At 27.7% G+C, this 17,734-nt stretch carries 14 protein-coding genes and 1 other annotated feature; of the genes, 2 read left to right on the plus strand and 12 right to left on the minus strand.

Annotated elements, in window-relative coordinates; translation table 11 throughout:
• Positions 1–9: 9 nt before the first annotated feature.
• The 5 genes from OM90_RS00260 to OM90_RS00280 form a co-directional block, all read right to left on the minus strand.
• Positions 10–873 (minus strand): ABC transporter permease subunit, encoded by an 864-nt coding sequence (locus OM90_RS00260; protein WP_058484876.1) that lies wholly within the window; start codon positions 871–873, stop codon positions 10–12.
• Positions 870–1,820, minus strand: coding sequence for an ABC transporter ATP-binding protein (locus OM90_RS00265; protein WP_058484877.1), 951 nt, complete (start codon positions 1,818–1,820; stop codon positions 870–872). Before OM90_RS00265 ends, OM90_RS00260 begins: the two co-directional genes overlap by 4 nt.
• Positions 1,821–1,934: 114 nt before the next feature.
• Positions 1,935–5,045 carry an efflux RND transporter permease subunit gene (locus OM90_RS00270; RefSeq protein WP_058484878.1) on the minus strand — a complete coding sequence of 1,037 codons (3,111 nt, stop codon included), beginning with the start codon at positions 5,043–5,045 and terminating at the stop codon, positions 1,935–1,937.
• Between the two features lie 35 nt (positions 5,046–5,080).
• Positions 5,081–6,361, minus strand: a complete 1,281-nt coding sequence (locus tag OM90_RS00275; protein WP_058484879.1) for an efflux RND transporter periplasmic adaptor subunit — start codon at positions 6,359–6,361, stop codon at positions 5,081–5,083.
• Positions 6,362–6,384: 23 nt separating this feature from the next.
• Positions 6,385–6,846: a MarR family winged helix-turn-helix transcriptional regulator gene (locus OM90_RS00280; RefSeq protein WP_058484880.1), complete on the minus strand. Its 462-nt coding sequence runs from the start codon at positions 6,844–6,846 to the stop codon at positions 6,385–6,387.
• Between the two features lie 180 nt (positions 6,847–7,026).
• Between OM90_RS00280 and OM90_RS00285 the strand changes: the two genes are divergently transcribed.
• Positions 7,027–7,506, plus strand: a complete 480-nt coding sequence (locus OM90_RS00285; protein ID WP_058484881.1) for an S-ribosylhomocysteine lyase — start codon at positions 7,027–7,029, stop codon at positions 7,504–7,506.
• Between the two features lie 325 nt (positions 7,507–7,831).
• Here OM90_RS00285 and pheT read toward each other — a convergent pair whose 3' ends face one another.
• The 4 genes from pheT to OM90_RS00305 form a co-directional block, all read right to left on the minus strand.
• On the minus strand, positions 7,832–10,219 hold the full coding sequence (gene pheT, locus OM90_RS00290) for a phenylalanine--tRNA ligase subunit beta (RefSeq protein ID WP_058484882.1): 2,388 nt from the start codon (positions 10,217–10,219) through the stop codon (positions 7,832–7,834).
• 12 nt (positions 10,220–10,231) lie between these two features.
• Complete coding sequence (gene pheS, locus OM90_RS00295; protein WP_058485027.1) at positions 10,232–11,251, minus strand: phenylalanine--tRNA ligase subunit alpha; 1,020 nt, start codon at positions 11,249–11,251, stop codon at positions 10,232–10,234.
• 56 nt (positions 11,252–11,307) lie between these two features.
• Positions 11,308–11,524, minus strand: a binding site (T-box leader).
• A gap of 81 nt (positions 11,525–11,605) precedes the next feature.
• Complete coding sequence (locus OM90_RS00300) at positions 11,606–11,845, minus strand: hypothetical protein (protein ID WP_058484883.1); 240 nt, start codon at positions 11,843–11,845, stop codon at positions 11,606–11,608.
• Between the two features lie 278 nt (positions 11,846–12,123).
• Positions 12,124–12,366, minus strand: a complete 243-nt coding sequence (locus OM90_RS00305; protein WP_058484884.1) for a hypothetical protein — start codon at positions 12,364–12,366, stop codon at positions 12,124–12,126.
• A gap of 242 nt (positions 12,367–12,608) precedes the next feature.
• On the opposite strand from OM90_RS00305, the gene OM90_RS00310 reads away from it, so the two are divergent.
• Complete coding sequence (locus OM90_RS00310; protein WP_058484885.1) at positions 12,609–13,160, plus strand: biotin transporter BioY; 552 nt, start codon at positions 12,609–12,611, stop codon at positions 13,158–13,160.
• A 119-nt stretch (positions 13,161–13,279) separates the two neighbouring features.
• Here the strand turns inward: OM90_RS00310 and OM90_RS00315 are convergent, their stop codons facing one another.
• The 3 genes from OM90_RS00315 to OM90_RS00325 form a co-directional block, all read right to left on the minus strand.
• Positions 13,280–15,442: a sensor histidine kinase gene (locus OM90_RS00315; RefSeq protein WP_058484886.1), complete on the minus strand. Its 2,163-nt coding sequence runs from the start codon at positions 15,440–15,442 to the stop codon at positions 13,280–13,282.
• On the minus strand, positions 15,420–16,109 hold the full coding sequence (locus tag OM90_RS00320) for a response regulator transcription factor (protein ID WP_058484887.1): 690 nt from the start codon (positions 16,107–16,109) through the stop codon (positions 15,420–15,422). The genes OM90_RS00315 and OM90_RS00320 overlap by 23 nt, the downstream gene beginning before the upstream one ends.
• 176 nt (positions 16,110–16,285) lie before the next feature.
• On the minus strand, positions 16,286–17,659 hold the full coding sequence (locus OM90_RS00325) for a sodium-dependent transporter (protein ID WP_058484888.1): 1,374 nt from the start codon (positions 17,657–17,659) through the stop codon (positions 16,286–16,288).
• Between the last annotated feature and the right edge of the window lie 75 nt (positions 17,660–17,734).

Here is a 17,734-nt window from a genome sequence, read left to right on the forward strand (position 1 = left end):
TTATCCCCCCTAGCTCCAGCGTCTTTTTTCTATAGATTGAATAGTTAAAAATATGAATCCATAGGAAAAAGTAATGAAATATACCACAGAACTAACATCAAAAATTCCCATTTTAAAACTTTGATATCGTTTAAGCAAAGAAAACCACTCAAATATTTTTATCATAAATCCATCATATAAACTAACTTTAAAAATATAAATTGCTACCATTATCAATATTCCTACAACTAATACACAAATACTTATATATATATTTCTCATATTAAAAAATATATACGTAGCTAAAGCTAATACAAGTATTCCCGCAAATATAATAGAAGATATTCTATCTTTAGGAAGTGCTTGAACAATTGTATCCATAATCCAAAAAACAATTAAAACTACTACTGTTGCTACTGCTGCCACTACTTGACTATCTGTTAATGATGATATAAATATCCCTACAGAAATAAATGCAGCTCCTAATAAAAAGAAACCTATATATCCTCCTATTATTTCTCCCACTGCTAAATTTCCAAAAAAACTTAAAATAATAGGATATAATACAGTAATAAGCAAAGTAATTAAAAATAATCCTAAAGCTGCTAAATATTTCCCATACACTATCTCCCATACTTTAAGTGGAGTCGTCAAAAGTAGTTGATCTGTCTTTTGTTTAGTTTCTTCTGAAATTAATCGCATAGTAATCATAGGAACAACAAATAAAAAAATAAATGTAATACTAGATAAGACATCGTTATATACAGGACTTTGAGAATATAAATTAATAATTGAAAAAAAGATTCCGGATATTAAAAGAAAAAATCCCATAAAAATATATCCTGTTGCTGAAGTAAAATAAGAACGGAATTCTTTTCCAAAAATTGCTATCATAATATATCCTCCTTTTGACCATTTGTTACTTGCAAGAATATTTCTTCTAAAGTTAAATCTATAGATTTCATCATCAAAATAGGATAATTTTTCTTACTTAAAGCATAAAATATATTTTCACGAATATCTTTTTCCTCTTTTCCTTCAGCTAAAATATCTACTGTCCCTTCTTCTTTAATTCCTTGAAACTGAGCCTTACTTATATCTTCAATATTTTTTATTATATTCAAAACTTCTTTTTTTGGTCCTTTAACTCTTAAAAGTATTCTATTACTTTGACTAAGTTTTTTAGATAGATTTTCTGGAGTATCAATAGCTACTACTTCCCCTTTATTAATAATTAACACTTTATCGCAAACGGCACTTACTTCAGATAAAATATGGGAACTTAGAATAATGGTATGTTTTTTGCCTAAACCTTTTATTACATTACGGATTTCAATAATTTGCTTAGGGTCTAATCCTACTGTTGGTTCGTCTAAGATTAGAACTTCTGGATCTCCTATCATTGCTTGAGCTAAACCAACTCTTTGCTTATATCCTTTAGATAAGTTTTTAATTAATCTACTCTTTACATCATTAATTTTTACTGCATTCATAATATTATTTAACATTTCTTTTCTATCAGAGGCTTTTACTTTTTTTATTTTACATACAAATTGTAAATATTCCTCCACCGTCATATCTACATATAAAGGAGGTATTTCTGGTAAATATCCTATTCTTTTTTTAACTTCTTGTGGTTGTTCTAAAATATCAAATCCATCTACTTTAACTGTTCCTTCTGTAGCCGAAATATATCCTGTAATAATATTCATAGTAGTAGATTTTCCAGCTCCATTAGGTCCTAAAAATCCTAATATTTCTCCCTTTTCTACTGTAAAATTTATATTATTTACTGCATTAAAATTCCCATACTTCTTACTAAGATTTATAACTTGTATCAAAATATCCCCCTCCCTATAATATAACTGCTAATAATTTATCAAAAAATTTTTAATAAATTGTTAATAAATTATGAATAATAAAAAGCAGCCTAATGGCTGCCTTATCCATATTATTTACAATGATATATTTTTATTTTTCCTTCTTATTCTTCTTAATTTTCTAGATATATCATCAAATATTGTATAATTAAGCGGAATAATAACTAAAGTTAAAAGTGTTGATAAACTTAATCCTCCAATAACTGCTGTTGCAAGAGGAGACATGGTTTCAGCTCCTTCTCCTAACTCTAAAGCCATAGGAAGCATCCCTAAAATAGTTGTAAGAGTAGTCATAAGAATCGGTCTAAGTCTTGTAGGCCCTGCTTCTAGTATAGCCTCTTCTCTGCTATATCCTCTGCGTCTAAGTTGAATAATATAATCAATTAATACGATCGCATTATTAACAACTATCCCTGATAGCATTATTATTCCTATAAAGGAAGGCATGCTTAAAGTTCTTCCTGTTATAAATAATCCTAGAATTGCTCCTGTTAAGGCCAATGGCACTGAAAACATAATTGTAAATGGATGTAAAAAGGATTCAAATTGAGCTGCTAAAACCATATACACTAAGATAATGGCCAATACTAATGCTAACCCAAGGCTTGAAAAAGATTCCATCATCTGTTCTACTTCTCCGCCAAATTCATATCCATATCCATCTGGCATATTATATTGTTTTAACTTTTCATCTATCATATTTTTAGCAGTATTTACATCTATTCCAAAAAGATCTGCACTTACAGTTACTACTCTTTTTTGATTTTCCCTTGCGATACTTGCTGGACTCTTATCAATAGAAATATCAGCTACTTCTGATAAAGGAATATCTACTCCCATAGGTGAAGGAATTCCTATACTATTGATATCTTTTAAATATTCTATTTTGGATGGATCATATATAATCCTTACATCTATTTCTGTACCATCTACTTTATACTTTGTTGCTACAGACCCTTGCACTGCAGTTTTTAAAGTACTAGAGATAGTTGCCATATTAAGACCATATACTGAAGCCTTTTTTCTATTTATAGCAATTTGTGCTTCTGGAAATCCATCTTCAATAGAACTTGTTACTTCTCTTGTTCCTTCCACACTTTTTACAATATCTACAATATCATTTGAAATCAATTCTAATTGTTCTAAATCATCTCCCGAAATTTCTATAGAAATTGGACTTCCTCCCGTTGCTCCCATCATAGAGTCACTTATTGAAATAGAAAATTCAGCACCTGGAATATTGGATATAAGAGTTCTTACTTCATCTGCAATTTCATCTATTGAACGTTCTCTGTCTTTTACAGATCCTACATCAACAGTTAAACTAGCATGATTCGAGGAAACACTAGAACCAATCATTCCGCCACTACCACCTATATTTACGAATATCTCATTTATTTCTTCTATTTGTTCTAATCTTTTTTCAACAACTTCTACTACTTCAAAAGTTTCATCTATAACTGTCCCTTTAGGTAAATTTACATTAATAGTAAATTGCCCTTCATCAGAAGCTGGGAAAAATTCCATTCCTACTAATCCAAAAATAGGAATAAGTAAAGTACCAATAAATATAATAAATGTAATTAAAGCTGTTTTTATTCTATGATGAATACTCCAGTTGAGTATTTTCCTATATCCTTTGTCTATTTTATTCAATATAGAAGTCCAACCATCAAATATTTTAGTTGTTATTCTTTTTCTTTTTATATTGTCAATTTTTTCAATCTTTAAAATTTTAGAAGCCATCATCGGAACTAAAGTTAAAGCCATAATCAAAGAAGCTACTAACGAAAATGTCACTGTTAGAGCCATTTCTTTAAATATTGTAGCTGCCCATCCTTCTACAAACACAATAGGTAAGAATACAGCAATTGTTGTAAGAGTTGAAGCAATAACTGCCATACCAACTTCTGTGCTTCCTTTATCCGCTGCTTCTATTCTACTTTCTCCTTTTTCTCTATGTCTATATATATTTTCTAAAACAACAATAGCATTATCTACTAACATCCCAACTCCTAAAGCTAAACCACCTAAAGAAACCATATTAAGAGTTAATCCACTAAAATACATTAAAGCAAAAGTAGCAATAACAGATACAGGAATAGATACTCCAACTATTAATGTACTTCTTATATTACGGAGAAAGATAAAAAGTATAATTACTGCTAAAATTCCACCCATAATTGCAGTAAACGAGACATTTCCAATAGATGCATTAATAAACTCTGCACTATCATAAATTGTAGTTATATTTATATCATTTAATTCATCTTCTAATTTCTCTAATTCTTCATTTACTTTTTCTGATACTTTAACTGTATTAGCAGTGGATTGTTTTTGAATTGATAAACTAATACTTGGATTCCCATTAATATATGCGTAAGAATCCATATCTTTAAATGTTTCTTCAACTTCTGCTATATCTCTTAAATAAATTATCCCCCCAGCTGTAGTAATTGGAATATTTTCTATTTCTTCTATACTTTGAAATTCTCCTACAGAACGAAGGGTAAGTGTACTAATTCCTTGTTTTACTTCTCCTAAAGGAAGATTTAAATTTTCTGCCGCTATATATTGAGCAACCATTGAAGGAGTTATATTATAACCTATTAATTTATCTGGAAATAATGTTACTTTTATTTCTTTTTCTTTACCACCATTTACACTAACAGATGCCACTCCTTCTATTCGTTCTATTCTTCCAACTATTTTATCCTCTACTATATTTTTTAATTCTACTAAATCTTTTTCTCCACTAATTCCTATTTGCATAATAGGCATCATATTAGGGTCAGCTTCTAATATAATAGGTTCTTCTGCCTCTTCTGGCAAATAATCTTTTATCATATCTATTTTTTCTCTCATATCTAACATTGCAACATCCATATCCGTACCTTCATTAAACTCAAGTATAACCATTGAAGAACCATTAGAAGATGTTGAAGATATATTTTTTAAATTACTAACAGTACCAACTGCACTTTCTATTGGTTTTGTTATTAATGTTTCTATTTCTTCAGGTCCTGCTCCACTATACTCAGTCATAACTAATGCATAAGGAAGAGTAAACTGAGGTAATAAATCTACCGATAATCTTCCTATTGAAACTATTCCAAGTAATATAACAATAAACATTGCCATGACAGTGGTTACAGGACGATTTATAGATATTTTTGAAAGCTTCATTACTATTCTCCTTTCACTAAACAATACTAATTTGATTATTCTACAATTTCAACTTTACCACCGTCTTCAAGATAATTTTGTCCTCTTACTACTATTTGGTCTCCTTCTTTTAATCCTGTGACAACTTCTACTTTTTCTCCATTATCAAGACCTAATTCAACTTCTACTTTTTTAGCTTTATCTCCATCAATTACATAGACATAATCTATATCTCCTTCAGTTAATACTGCTTCTCTTGGAACTATTATGGTATTATCTACTGTATCAATAGAGAACTCTACTTCTGCAAACATCCCCGGTTTTAAAATACTATCTTTATTATCTATTTCTATTTTAACAGGATAGGTTAAAGTATTTTCATTAGCAACAGGACTAATCGTTTTAATTATACCTTTAAAAGGTTCATCAAAAGCAGATTTTACATAAATATCTACATCTTGTCCTGTCTTTATTTTATTTATAATTTGCTCTGATACATTTACGTCTACAAATACTGTATCCATTTGCACAATAGTGAAAGGAGCAATAGCAGCACTAACCATTTCTCCTGGGTCTATCATACGGCTGCTTACTATTCCATCAATTGGACTTTTAACCGATGTATCATTTAAACTATCATAAGCATTAGCTAATTGAATTTCTAATGCTTCTTTTGTGGCTAATGCTTGAGATAATTGATTTTGAGCTAATTCAACATTCTCTTCCGAAAGATTATTTATAAATAAATCATATGCTTCTTTTGCTGATTCATAATTAATCATTGCTGTTTTATATGCCGTTTCTAATTGATCTAATTGTTGTTTTGAAGCTGACCCAATATCATATAAAACTTTCGTATCTTCATATGCCTTTTTTGCGTCGTTAAGTTGAATTTCTGCCATTTTTAAAGAAGCTTCTAATTGGTTCTTTTGCTGTTCTTGCTGACTTCCTTTAGCACTTTCTAAATTTAATTTACTCATATTTACTGAAGCTTCAGCTGACTTAAGTTGTGCTTCTAAATTATTTATAGTATTTTGAATATCTCTTTCATCTAAAGTAAACAGTATATCTCCTTCTTTTACACTATCTCCAACATCAAAATTTACTTCCTTTACTTTACCTACTATTTTAGGGGTTACTGATATTTGCTGTTTAGGATTAATTTTCCCTCCATAAATTAAAGTATTAGAAATCTCTCCTTTTGAAACACTTTCTACCTTAACATAAGTTACTTTTTCTTCTTCTACTTGATTAGTTGATTCTTCATTTACTTGACTACATCCAACAACTGATAACCCTAATATAATTATTATTAAAACTAAATTTTTCAACTTCATATAAAATCCTCCTAGCCTTTTTATTAATCATTAAAAACATTATTTAATTTTTTTATTCCTTCTTTAAAATCTTGTTTTTTATTTTCATTTAAATTATTATAAAAATCATCAAATATTGTATTTAGCCTGTTATAAAACTTTATAAGTATATCTTTTCCTTTATCAGTTAACGATAAATAAACTTTTCTTCTATCTTTATCTTCTATATCATAAGACCTTTTTAAATATCCTCCCTTAACTAATTTAGAAACTACTATAGATAAACTACTATTACTTACGTTTAATTCTTTTTGCAAGTCTGATATAGTACACATTTTTAATCTATGAACAAAAACTAATATAGTAAACTGTCTGTCACTAATACAATGATTTTTATTACCATTAATATTAAATTCTTTAAAATAATTTTTATGCAACCATTTGGTTAAATTAAATATAAATTTTAGAAATTGTTCATTTAGATAATTTATTTTATTTTCCTTCATAATTATCACCTATATATTTATAATAAAATAGTTTTACAATAAACATATTATAGTGGGAAAATAATTTTATTTCAACATAATTTTCAAATAATATTCTATATTTTAAAAAACATATTTTTTATTGTAAAGTTACTTTATATAATACATAATAAATAATATAAAAAGATTGGAGGAATGATTTTGAAAAAAATTACTAGCTTTACCGTAAATCACATTAAACTTTTACGAGGAATCTATGTTTCTAGAAAAGATTCTGTAGGTAATGAAATAATAACTACTTTTGATATAAGAATGAAAAAACCAAATACAGAACCTGTTATTAATACTGCAGAACTTCATACCATTGAACATTTAGGAGCAACTTTTTTAAGAAATCATGAAATTTATGGTAAAAAAATAATTTATTTTGGTCCTATGGGCTGTCGAACAGGTTTTTATCTTGTAATCCATGGAGATTTTTCCTCAGAAAATATACTTCCTTTAATAAAAGAAATGTTTGAATTCATATCAAACTTTGAAGGAAATATTCCTGGTGCTTCTGCCATTGAATGTGGAAATTATTTAGATATGAATCTACCCATGGCTAAATATGAAGCAAGAAAATTTTTAGAAGAAATTTTAAACAATATAAAACAAGAAAATCTATATTATCCTAAATAATAATATTACAATTATCTCCTCACATATATATTTTTTTATTACATAAACTATTATCGAAAATATATAAAGGAGAATTATTATGATTAAATTCCCTAACTCATCTTTTCGTAAATACAGTTATCCTCAAAATAATAGTTTAAAATTAAGATCAATTAATTCTTTTTTAGTTTCTCAAAATTATATGCAATACGAAGATTGTGAAACATATAATAAAAAAGATAATAATATTAACAATTCGATAAAATAAAAACTTTTTTAACAACAAATGATTGTATTATAATAGGCATATAAAATAGTGCCTATCCTTTTTTGATAGGCACTATTTTTAACTTCTTAATTTAGCTCCTAATCCTTCTAAACCATTTAATATTTTTTTCATTGTCTTATTTACTTCTTCTTCTGTTAAGGTTCTATCAGAAGCTCTAAAAGTAATAGAATAAGCCACTGATTTATACCCTTCTTCTATTTGCTTTCCTTTATAAACATCAAATAATTTATAAGATTCTAAAACTTTTCCTCCTCTTTGTTTTATTATTTTTTCGATATCTTTTACTGGCATTGTATCTTCAACTAGCATAGCTATATCCCTTGTTACTGCTGGATATTTAGGAAGAGGTTTGTATTCTCTTTCTAAATTAGCATATTCTATTATACTAGGAACATCTATAACTCCTATATAGACTCTAGTGTCTATTTCATAATTTTTAGCTACATCAGGATGAACTTCCCCTATATAACCTATTTCCTTTTTATTAATAGAAATAATTGCTGTTCTTCCAGGATGCATCCAAGTTAAATCTTGTTTTAAATCATATTCTACTTTACTATCCATTCCTAGCTTTTCAAATAATACTTCTACTACTCCTTTTAAATCATAAAAATCTACTTTACCATACATACCTATAGTAAGTTTATTTATTTCCTCAGGTAATTCTTTTAAAGGCAATTCTTTTGGTATGTAAACTTTTCCTAATTCATAGAGAAAAGCTTCTTCATTTCTTCTGTTATAATTAGTAGAAAGAGAAGTAAGCATACCATTTAAAGTTTGAGTTCTCATTATACTAAAATCTTCTCCTAAAGGATTAGAAATTGTAATAACTTTTCTAAGGTCGCTATCTTCTTTAATATTTAACTTATCAAATACCTTAGGGCTTTCAAAAGAATAATTCATTATTTCATAAAAACCTTGAGCTTCTATAGTATCTTTTATTATATATTCTATATTTTGAGAATAAGATCTTTTTCCAACAGTTGGTGTTCCTGTTTCTAAAGTAGTTTCTATCTTATCATATCCATATAATCTTGCCACTTCTTCTGCTAAATCAGCATTTCCTTCTATATCAGGGCGAAATGTTGGTATAGTAACTGTTTTCGCTTCTTTATTTACTTTAAATTCTAGACGAGTTAAATAATCTATTATTTCATCTTCTGATAAGGAAGTTCCTAATAAAGCATTAATTTTTTCTATGGAATATGATATAGTCTTAGGTTCTCTTTTATTTGGATATACATCAACAATCCCACTAACTACTTCTCCTGCTCCTAATTCTACTACTAATTGAGCAGCTCTATTTAAAGCATCTATTACAATATTAGGATCTAATCCTTTTGAGTATTTTACTGAAGCATCTGTTCTAAGTCCTAATTTTTTAGCTGTAACCCTTATATTAGCTCCATTAAAATTAGCAGATTCAAATAAAATAGTATTGGTTTCTTCTGTTACTTTAGTTTCTTCTCCACCCATAACACCTGCAATGGCTAAAGGTTTTTCTCCATCTGTAATTAAAAGCATGGATTCATCTAGATTTCTTTCTTCTCCATCTAATGTCATAGTCTTTTCTCCAGGCTTTGCATTACGCACTACTATTTTTTTCTTCTCTAATTTTGAAAGATCAAAAGCATGCATTGGCTGTCCCATTTCAAGCATAACATAGTTTGTAATATCCACTATATTATTTATTGGTCTAATTCCTGCTGCTAAAAGACGTTGTCTCATCCATTTAGGAGAAGGTTCTATTTTTACATTTTTAATAACTCTTGCAGCATATCTTGGACATAACTCTTTATTTTCTATTTCTACTGAAATATAATCAGAAACATTTCCTCCTTTTTCATCTACAAAAATTTCAGGATAGCCAAAGGGTTCATTAAAAGTAGCTGCTACTTCTCTAGCAATCCCTACTACGCTAAAACAATCAGGTCTATTAGAAGTTATTTCATACTCTACTACTATATCATTTAGTCCAAAAATTTCTTTTACATCTTTCCCTAATGGGTATTCTTGTTGAAAAATATATATACCATGCTCTGGTGCTTCTGGATAATCTGTACGATCAAATCCTAATTCTTCAATAGAACACATCATACCTTGAGATTCTATTCCACGAAGTTTTCCAGTTTTTATTTTTATTCCTCCAGGAAGAGTTGACCCATTAAGAGCAACAGGCACATAATCTCCCTCTGAAATATTATTAGCTCCTGTAACTATTTGAAGTACTTCTTCTCCTACATCAACCTTAGTAATTACTAATTTATCTGCATTAGGATGTTTTTCTATGGATAAAATTTTCCCTACTACAACTTTATTAATCTCTTTTCCTAATTCTTCATAAGTTTCTACTTTAGAACCAGACATAGTCATTCTATCTACAAAAGTTTCTATATCACATCTAATTGGCACATAATCTTTAAGCCAAGACATAGGTATATTCATGCTTCTTCCTCCTTAAAATTGTTCTAAAAATCTAACATCATTTTCTACAAATAAACGTAAATCTTTTACTCCATATTTACTCATAGCCAATCTTTCAAGTCCCATTCCAAAGGCAAACCCTGTATATATATCAGGATCAATTCCTGCCATTTTTAAAACTTTAGGATGTACCATTCCACAACCTAAAATCTCAATCCAACCACTACCTTTACAAATATTACATCCCTTACCCCCACAAGCTACACAGGATATATCCATTTCTGCACTTGGCTCAGTAAAAGGGAAAAAATGAGGGCGAAATCTTACCTTAACCTTATCTCCAAATAATTCCTTTGCAAACACTTCTAAAGCCCCTTTAAGGTCTGCAAAAGTAATATTTTTATCTACTACTAATCCTTCTAATTGATGAAAAACTGGTGAATGGGTAGCATCTACTTCATCAGAACGATATACTTTCCCTGGGCATATTATACGAATTGGAGGTTTTTCCTTTTCCATTACCCTAACTTGAATAGGAGAAGTTGCTGTACGAAGCATAAAATTTTCATTAATATAGAATGTATCTTGCTCATCTCTTGCTGGATGTTCTTTAGGAATATTAAGAGCTTCAAAATTATAATATTCTGTTTCTATTTCAGGGCCTTCTGCTATTTTATATCCCATTCCAAGAAAAATTTCTTTTATTTCATCTACGACCAAATTCATAGGGTGGCGATGACCTAATCTTCTTTTTTTACCAGGCATAGTGACATCTATTACTTCTGATTTTAATCTTTCTTCCTGTTCTTTTTTCATTAATTCATTTTTAACTTCCTCTATTTTTTCCTCAATAGCTTCTCTTATATTATTTGCCAATTGTCCAATGGCTGGACGTTCTTCAGGAGATAAGTTTTTCATTCCACGTAAAACCTTAGTTAATTCTCCTTTTTTACCTAAAAACTCAACTCTAATTTCGTCTAACCTTTTTAATTCCTTTACATTATTTAAAAGGTCCATAGCCTTTTCCCTAATAGCTTGCAAGTTTTCTTTCACAATAAAAACTCCTTTCTCTATTATAAATTCACACATCAAAAAACTCCGTCCCCATAAAAAGGGACGGAGTATAATCCGCGTTACCACCCTAATTCCTACAAAAGTAGGCTCTCAAAACCCTTAACGGAGGTTAACCGATATTTCTTACTAAAACTTCAGAAATATAGCTCCAGTGGGAAATTCGATAATGAAAGAACCTGAGAATGCTTTCAGCCTTTGACATTCTCTCTCTGAAGGGATTTCATTATCTACTTTTAGCTTAAAAGCTAACACACCTTCATAGCCTTTAATATTTACTTACGTATCATTTTAACATATATCTCTATGTTGTCAAGATTACAAATCTAAAGCTTTTTAATTTAATTTATTATTTTTTTTAAATAATAAAATATAAGTCATCCATCCAATGAAAATCAATAGTACTCCTGTAAAGATTGTTGAAAATATCGTAACAACTATTTCAATACCTAATCCAATAAATACAAATAACAACAAAATCGTAGTAGCTAAGTCCGTACTACTATAAATTCCATAAAACACAACTACAATACCTACAATTAAACATAATATTATATTTCTAGTTAGTTTATTCATAATTTTTCCCCTTTTCTTGTATAACATTTTTATCGTTATATACGAAAAAAAATAAAATATGTACATCTCTAGAATCAGATCCAAAAGACATTATCAAAATTAATAAAAAACGTTGAGAAATACTAAAAAAGCAAAAAAGTACGCAAAAAAATAAAATATTAAAAAAGCTTGTAAGGCTCTTTTCATAAGGGTTTACAAGCTTTTAATGTTCTACAAGTGTCAAAAACGAGATTTTAACATATATCTTTATGTTGTCAAGATGACAAATCTAAAGCTTTTTAATTTAATTTATTATTTTTTTTAAATAATAAAACATAAATTATCCATCCAATTATAATTAATGGTACTACTATAAAAATTAGTCCAAATATTAGCCCAATTATTCCAAATCCTAATCCAATAACTCCAAAAACCAAACCAAACATAGCAGTGACTAATTTTATAATAATAGGAATTCCGTAAAATACAGCTACAATACCTAAAAATAAATATAATATTATATTCCCAACATGTTTATTCATAATTTTTTCTCCTTTTCTTGTATAGTATTTTTATTATTATATACGAAAAAAAATAAAATAAGTATGAATGTCAATAAAATTACAAATGGTAATATTTCTTAAGCTTATATTTTATAAACAACTCAAAATATATTGTTAACTTATATTTAAATATATGTTGACAATATCGTTTTTTTTATATATACTTCAAATATATTTTATAAAATTTTAATAATAGATTAACATCAGAAAGGGGTAAAACTATGGAAAATAAATCTCATTTATATCAAATGGTCTATATAGGAGTTGTGACAGCAGTTATTTGCATTCTTGCTCCATTATCTATTCCTATTGGATTAGTTCCTATTTCCTTTACTAATCTAGCTATTTATTTTGCTGTTTACATACTTGGAATGAAGAAAAGTGTTCTAAGCTGTATACTATATATATTGATTGGCTTTATAGGTGTACCTGTATTTTCTCAATTTACTGGAGGTCCCGCTAAACTTTTAGGTCCAACTGGAGGATATATTATAGGTTTTATATTTATGGCTTTAGTTTCTGGGTTTTTTATTGACCGTTTCTTTGATAAATGGTATTTATGTTTTACAGGTATGGTATTAGGAACGATTGTATGCTACATCCTTGGAACTATTTGGCTATCCTATCAAGCTAATTTATCTATTAGTTCTGCTCTTGGCGTAGGAGTTATTCCCTTTATTCCTGGAGACTTAATTAAAATTGTGATTGCTACCTTTATTGGTCCTCTTATAAGAAAACAATTAATGAAATCTAATATGTTTTTTAATTATTAATATTTAACGAATATAAGATTATTAAAGTAGATGATAAGCTTTTTCATGCTTTATGAATAGTTATAAAATAAGAAAAAAGATTGTATTTTTAATAAAATACAATCTTTTTTCTTATATAATTATAATCCACGAGGAACTACTATAATAGTTTTAAATAAATCTCCATCAATTTTAATATCTAAGTTTCCACCATGATTGTCTACTATAGATTTAGCTATAGCTAATCCAAGCCCAGAGCCTTCCGTATTTCTTGACTTATCTCCTCTTTTAAACCTTTCTAAAAATTCTTCTACATTTTCTCCTAATTCATATTTAGAAATATTTTTAAAGCTAATTACTACCTCATTATTTTTTTGTTCAATATTAATATACACCCTTGTATTATCCATGGAATATTTTAAAATATTATTAATTATATTTTCAAATACCCTCCACATTTTTCTACCATCAACTACTGCATATATATGAGAACTACTAGATGATACTTTAAAATCAAGGAGTGATTCTTTTATTTTTTCATCATATTCTGCTAAAGCTTGATTAATTAATAAAACTATATCTGCTTTTTCTTTTTTTAATTCTATATTCCCTGTTGCCATCTTAGATACTTCAAATAAATCATCAATTAATACCTTTAATCTTTTAGACTTCTTTTCTATAATCTCTATATATTCTTTTTTCTTATCTTCTGTAATATTTTCATCTTTAAGAAATTCCGTATAATTTATAATAGAAGTTAAAGGAGTTCTAAGGTCATGACTTACATTAGATATAAGTTCTGTTTTTAATCTTTCACTTTTTATTTCAGACATTCTCGATTTATCCATACCTGCTTTTAGCTTATTTATATTTTCTGCTAAATTGCTTAATAATCCTCTCCCCTTTAGATTAATATTTGCATTATTATTTCCCAATAGAATGTCTTCACTAAATTTTAAAATTTGATTAAAATACCCTAATTTACTAAAAACATAATAAAGAATTCCTCCTCCTAATATTAATGCAATGGGAATATATAATACAATTAACTCTATTCCAAAAAGAATAACAACTGCTCCTACTCCTAATACAAATATACTCCCCATAATAAATAGTATCTTAAATACTGCACTTTTAAATATAAAACTTTTTTCTAAAGATTTTTTTATCCTACAAAAAATACTATCTTTCCATTGTAATTTAAACTCATCTAAAGATTTAAATACTGGTATTAAAAAATATATTTGAACAATTAAAATTCCTAATAATATAGTATATACCATTAACTTTTGAATTTTTATGCTTAAATATTTAATATTAATATCAAAAAAGGTAATTCCTATTTGGCTACTTAAAAACAACATTAGTAACACGCTAAACAGACGGATATCTATAGGTAATCTATCATAATATTTTTTTAAGGGATCAACTGTCTTTAAAATATCTTTTCTATATTTTATACCTATTATAACAGCAGTTATAAAGGTGAAAATTGAAATTAAAAAATATATTAAAAACATAGTAGCCTCTTCTTTGTAATCATAAAAATTTTCCACGATTAAACTATGTTTATCCTTAGGAATAGCTATAAATCCTTGCAAATTTCTAGTAATAAAAAACCTATTGACTGATGTCATATTATCTTTAAGCTTCGTATGATAAGGAAACTCTTGTATGTAAAGGCTTGACTCTTTTAAAATATTGATATCTTGAATGTCATCTGAAAGATTAGAATATTTTTTCCCATTCGATTCTACTATATAATACTTTATATAATCCTGTTTATATAAAAATCTAGATTTAACATTTTGTATCTCATTTTGTAATTCATCTATTTTTTTATTTTTTATTTCTTCTACTAATTCTTCTTTTGTTTTTGTATATTGCTTTTTTATTTCTTCTATTTTTTTATCTCTTTCCCTTAATAATTCTTCAACATAAGCTACAGCATTATTATTAGTAGCTTCTACTATTCTATTTTCATATTCTAATTTAACAGAAGATATCTCTTCATTCATTGTAGTTTCATATTGTTCTTTTAAATTTTCTATATCATTATAATCTACTTCCATATTTTCTTTAACTTTATCTATATCTCCATAATCTAAATAAATATATTCAAATAAATCAATAAAATCCTCTATATCCTCTGCAAATTCTTCTGTTTTAAAATAACTTCCTTTTAATCTAAAATGAAATTGTCCTAAACTATCTCTTAAAGTTCCAAGACCATAGGAAAATAATAAAAGAAATATTATTCCTAAAATTATTTTACTTGATTTATTTTTCAATTTTATATCCAATACCCCACACCACCTTTAAATACTTTGGATCTTTAGGATTAATCTCTATTTTTTCACGAATTTTTCTAATATGAACTGCTACCGTATTTGCTGGATTAAAACTTGGTTCATTCCATACTTTTTCATAAATTTCATCAATGGAGAAAACTCTTGGAGCATTTACCATTAAAAGTTCTAAGATTTTATATTCCGTTGGAGTTAACCTAACATTTTCTCCATTTACTATTACTTCTTTTGTTTCTTGATTTAATATAAGTCCATTTATGTCAATTACTTTTTTAAGCCCTTCATATACTCCTAACTTCATATATCTTCTAAGTTGTGATTTTACTCTTGCCACTAACTCTACAGGATTAAAAGGCTTAGTTACATAATCATCAGCACCTATTTGAAGTCCTAATATTTTATCTGTATCCTCACTTTTAGCTGATAACATAATAATTGGTATATTTTTATCTTTACGGATTTTAAAAGTTGTACTAATTCCATCTTGTTTAGGCATCATAATATCCATAATAATTAAATGTACTTCATTGTGTTTTAAAATTTCTATTGCCTCTATCCCATCTTTAGCTTTAAGTACATCTATGCCTTCATTTTTTAAATAAATTTCAATAGCATCTCTTATTTCCTTTTCATCATCTACAATTAAAACTATATTTTTCATAATACACCTTCCTTTAATATTAAAAAAACTATTATAACATAATTTATCACCTCTCTTATTATTGATAAACTTATTATAAAAATCAATTCTAAAATATCTCTTAATAAAATTCTTAAATTTTTCTTAAGATTTAACAAAAAAAAGATAGGCACATAGCCTATCTCCAAAACAATATTTTAAGCAAATTTTTCTATATATCCGAAAACAAAAATAATCAAAACAATAATTGGTAAAATAAATGTAAGATAAAATCTTAATCCTTGAGGAAATTTTAGTCCTACTCCTGTATTGGCTTCTTTAATAAAGTTATCCCATCCCCAGCCATAACGGGTAACACAAAAAAGTACATATACTAAAGATCCTAAAGGTAATATATTATTACTAACTATAAAATCTTCTAAATCTAAAATAGTACTGCCTTCTCCAAAAGGAGTAATAAAACTCCACATATTAAAACCTAAAGCGGCTGGTAAAGATAAAATAACAATAGCAATAAAATTAATAAGTACTGCCTTTTTCCTTGATAAACCTATAAGATCAATCCCAAAAGAAACTATATTTTCAAATACAGCAATAACTGTAGACAAAGAAGCAAAAACCATAAATACAAAAAATGCTATACCCCAAAAACGACCCATGGGCATATGATTAAAGATATTAGGTAAAGTAACAAAAACAAGCCCTGGTCCACTATCTGGATTTACTTCAAATGCAAAACATGCCGGGAATATAATAAGACCAGCCATCACAGCTACAAAAGTATCTAAAATTGTGATATTTAGTCCTTCTCCTAATAAACTTCTTTCCTTAGAAACATAACTCCCAAATATAGCCATACTTCCCATACCAATACTTAGAGTAAAAAATGCTTGACCCATAGCTGCATAAATGGTGGACCATATACCATTTTCTTCTAATCCTTTAAGATTTGGCAATAAGTAAAATTTAAGTCCTTCTCCTGCATTAGGTAAAGTAACTGAACGAATTACTAAAGCAATCATTATTAAAAATAATGCAGACATCATAACCTTTGTTATTTTTTCTACTCCATTTTGGAGTCCTAAAGAACATACTCCAAAGCCTAAAATAGAAACAATAATCATCCAAAATACATTAGCTCCGGGATTTGAAATAAGTGAACCAAAAACTTCTCCTACTTCTTCTGGAGTAATATTAACAAAATCTCCTCTTATCATAAAAAATAAATAAGCTAACATCCAACCTGATACAGTAGTATAAAACATCATAAGTAGATAATTCCCTGCCATAGCAAACCATTTGAAAATATGCCATTTACTACCTTTAGGTTCTAATACATCAAAAGAAGTAGCAACACTTTGCTTACTAGCACGTCCAACAGAAAATTCCATAACCATAATCGGCAATCCTAATATTAAAAGAAAAATTATATATATTAGTACAAAAAGTCCTCCTCCATAGACTCCTGTAATATATGGAAACCTCCATACATTTCCTAATCCAATGGCACATCCCACTGAAATTAGTATAAATCCTAGCCGTGATGAAAAATTTTCTCTTTCTTTAACCATAACCTTCCTCCTTGTATAAATTTTCAATACTATTATAATGTATTTCTTTTAATATTAAAATATAAATTTATTTTT

Source organism: Defluviitalea phaphyphila, assembly GCF_001466305.1.
Classification (GTDB): domain Bacteria; phylum Bacillota; class Clostridia; order Lachnospirales; family Defluviitaleaceae; genus Defluviitalea_A; species Defluviitalea_A phaphyphila.

Bases quoted from the DNA above. Each gene is read 5' to 3' on its own strand.
- OM90_RS00260 (WP_058484876.1), bottom strand. From the start codon at position 873: ATGATAGCAATTTTTGGAAAAGAATTCCGTTCTTATTTTACTTCAGCA.
- OM90_RS00305 (WP_058484884.1), bottom strand. From the start codon at position 12,366: ATGAATAAACATGTTGGGAATATAATATTATATTTATTTTTAGGTATT.
- OM90_RS00320 (WP_058484887.1), bottom strand. From the start codon at position 16,109: ATGAAAAATATAGTTTTAATTGTAGATGATGAAAAGGAAATAAGAGAT.
- OM90_RS00300 (WP_058484883.1), bottom strand. From the start codon at position 11,845: ATGAATAAACTAACTAGAAATATAATATTATGTTTAATTGTAGGTATT.
- OM90_RS00310 (WP_058484885.1), top strand. From the start codon at position 12,609: ATGGAAAATAAATCTCATTTATATCAAATGGTCTATATAGGAGTTGTG.
- pheT (WP_058484882.1), bottom strand. From the start codon at position 10,219: ATGAATATACCTATGTCTTGGCTTAAAGATTATGTGCCAATTAGATGT.
- OM90_RS00325 (WP_058484888.1), bottom strand. From the start codon at position 17,659: ATGGTTAAAGAAAGAGAAAATTTTTCATCACGGCTAGGATTTATACTA.
- OM90_RS00275 (WP_058484879.1), bottom strand. From the start codon at position 6,361: ATGAAGTTGAAAAATTTAGTTTTAATAATAATTATATTAGGGTTATCA.
- OM90_RS00280 (WP_058484880.1), bottom strand. From the start codon at position 6,846: ATGAAGGAAAATAAAATAAATTATCTAAATGAACAATTTCTAAAATTT.
- OM90_RS00270 (WP_058484878.1), bottom strand. From the start codon at position 5,045: ATGAAGCTTTCAAAAATATCTATAAATCGTCCTGTAACCACTGTCATG.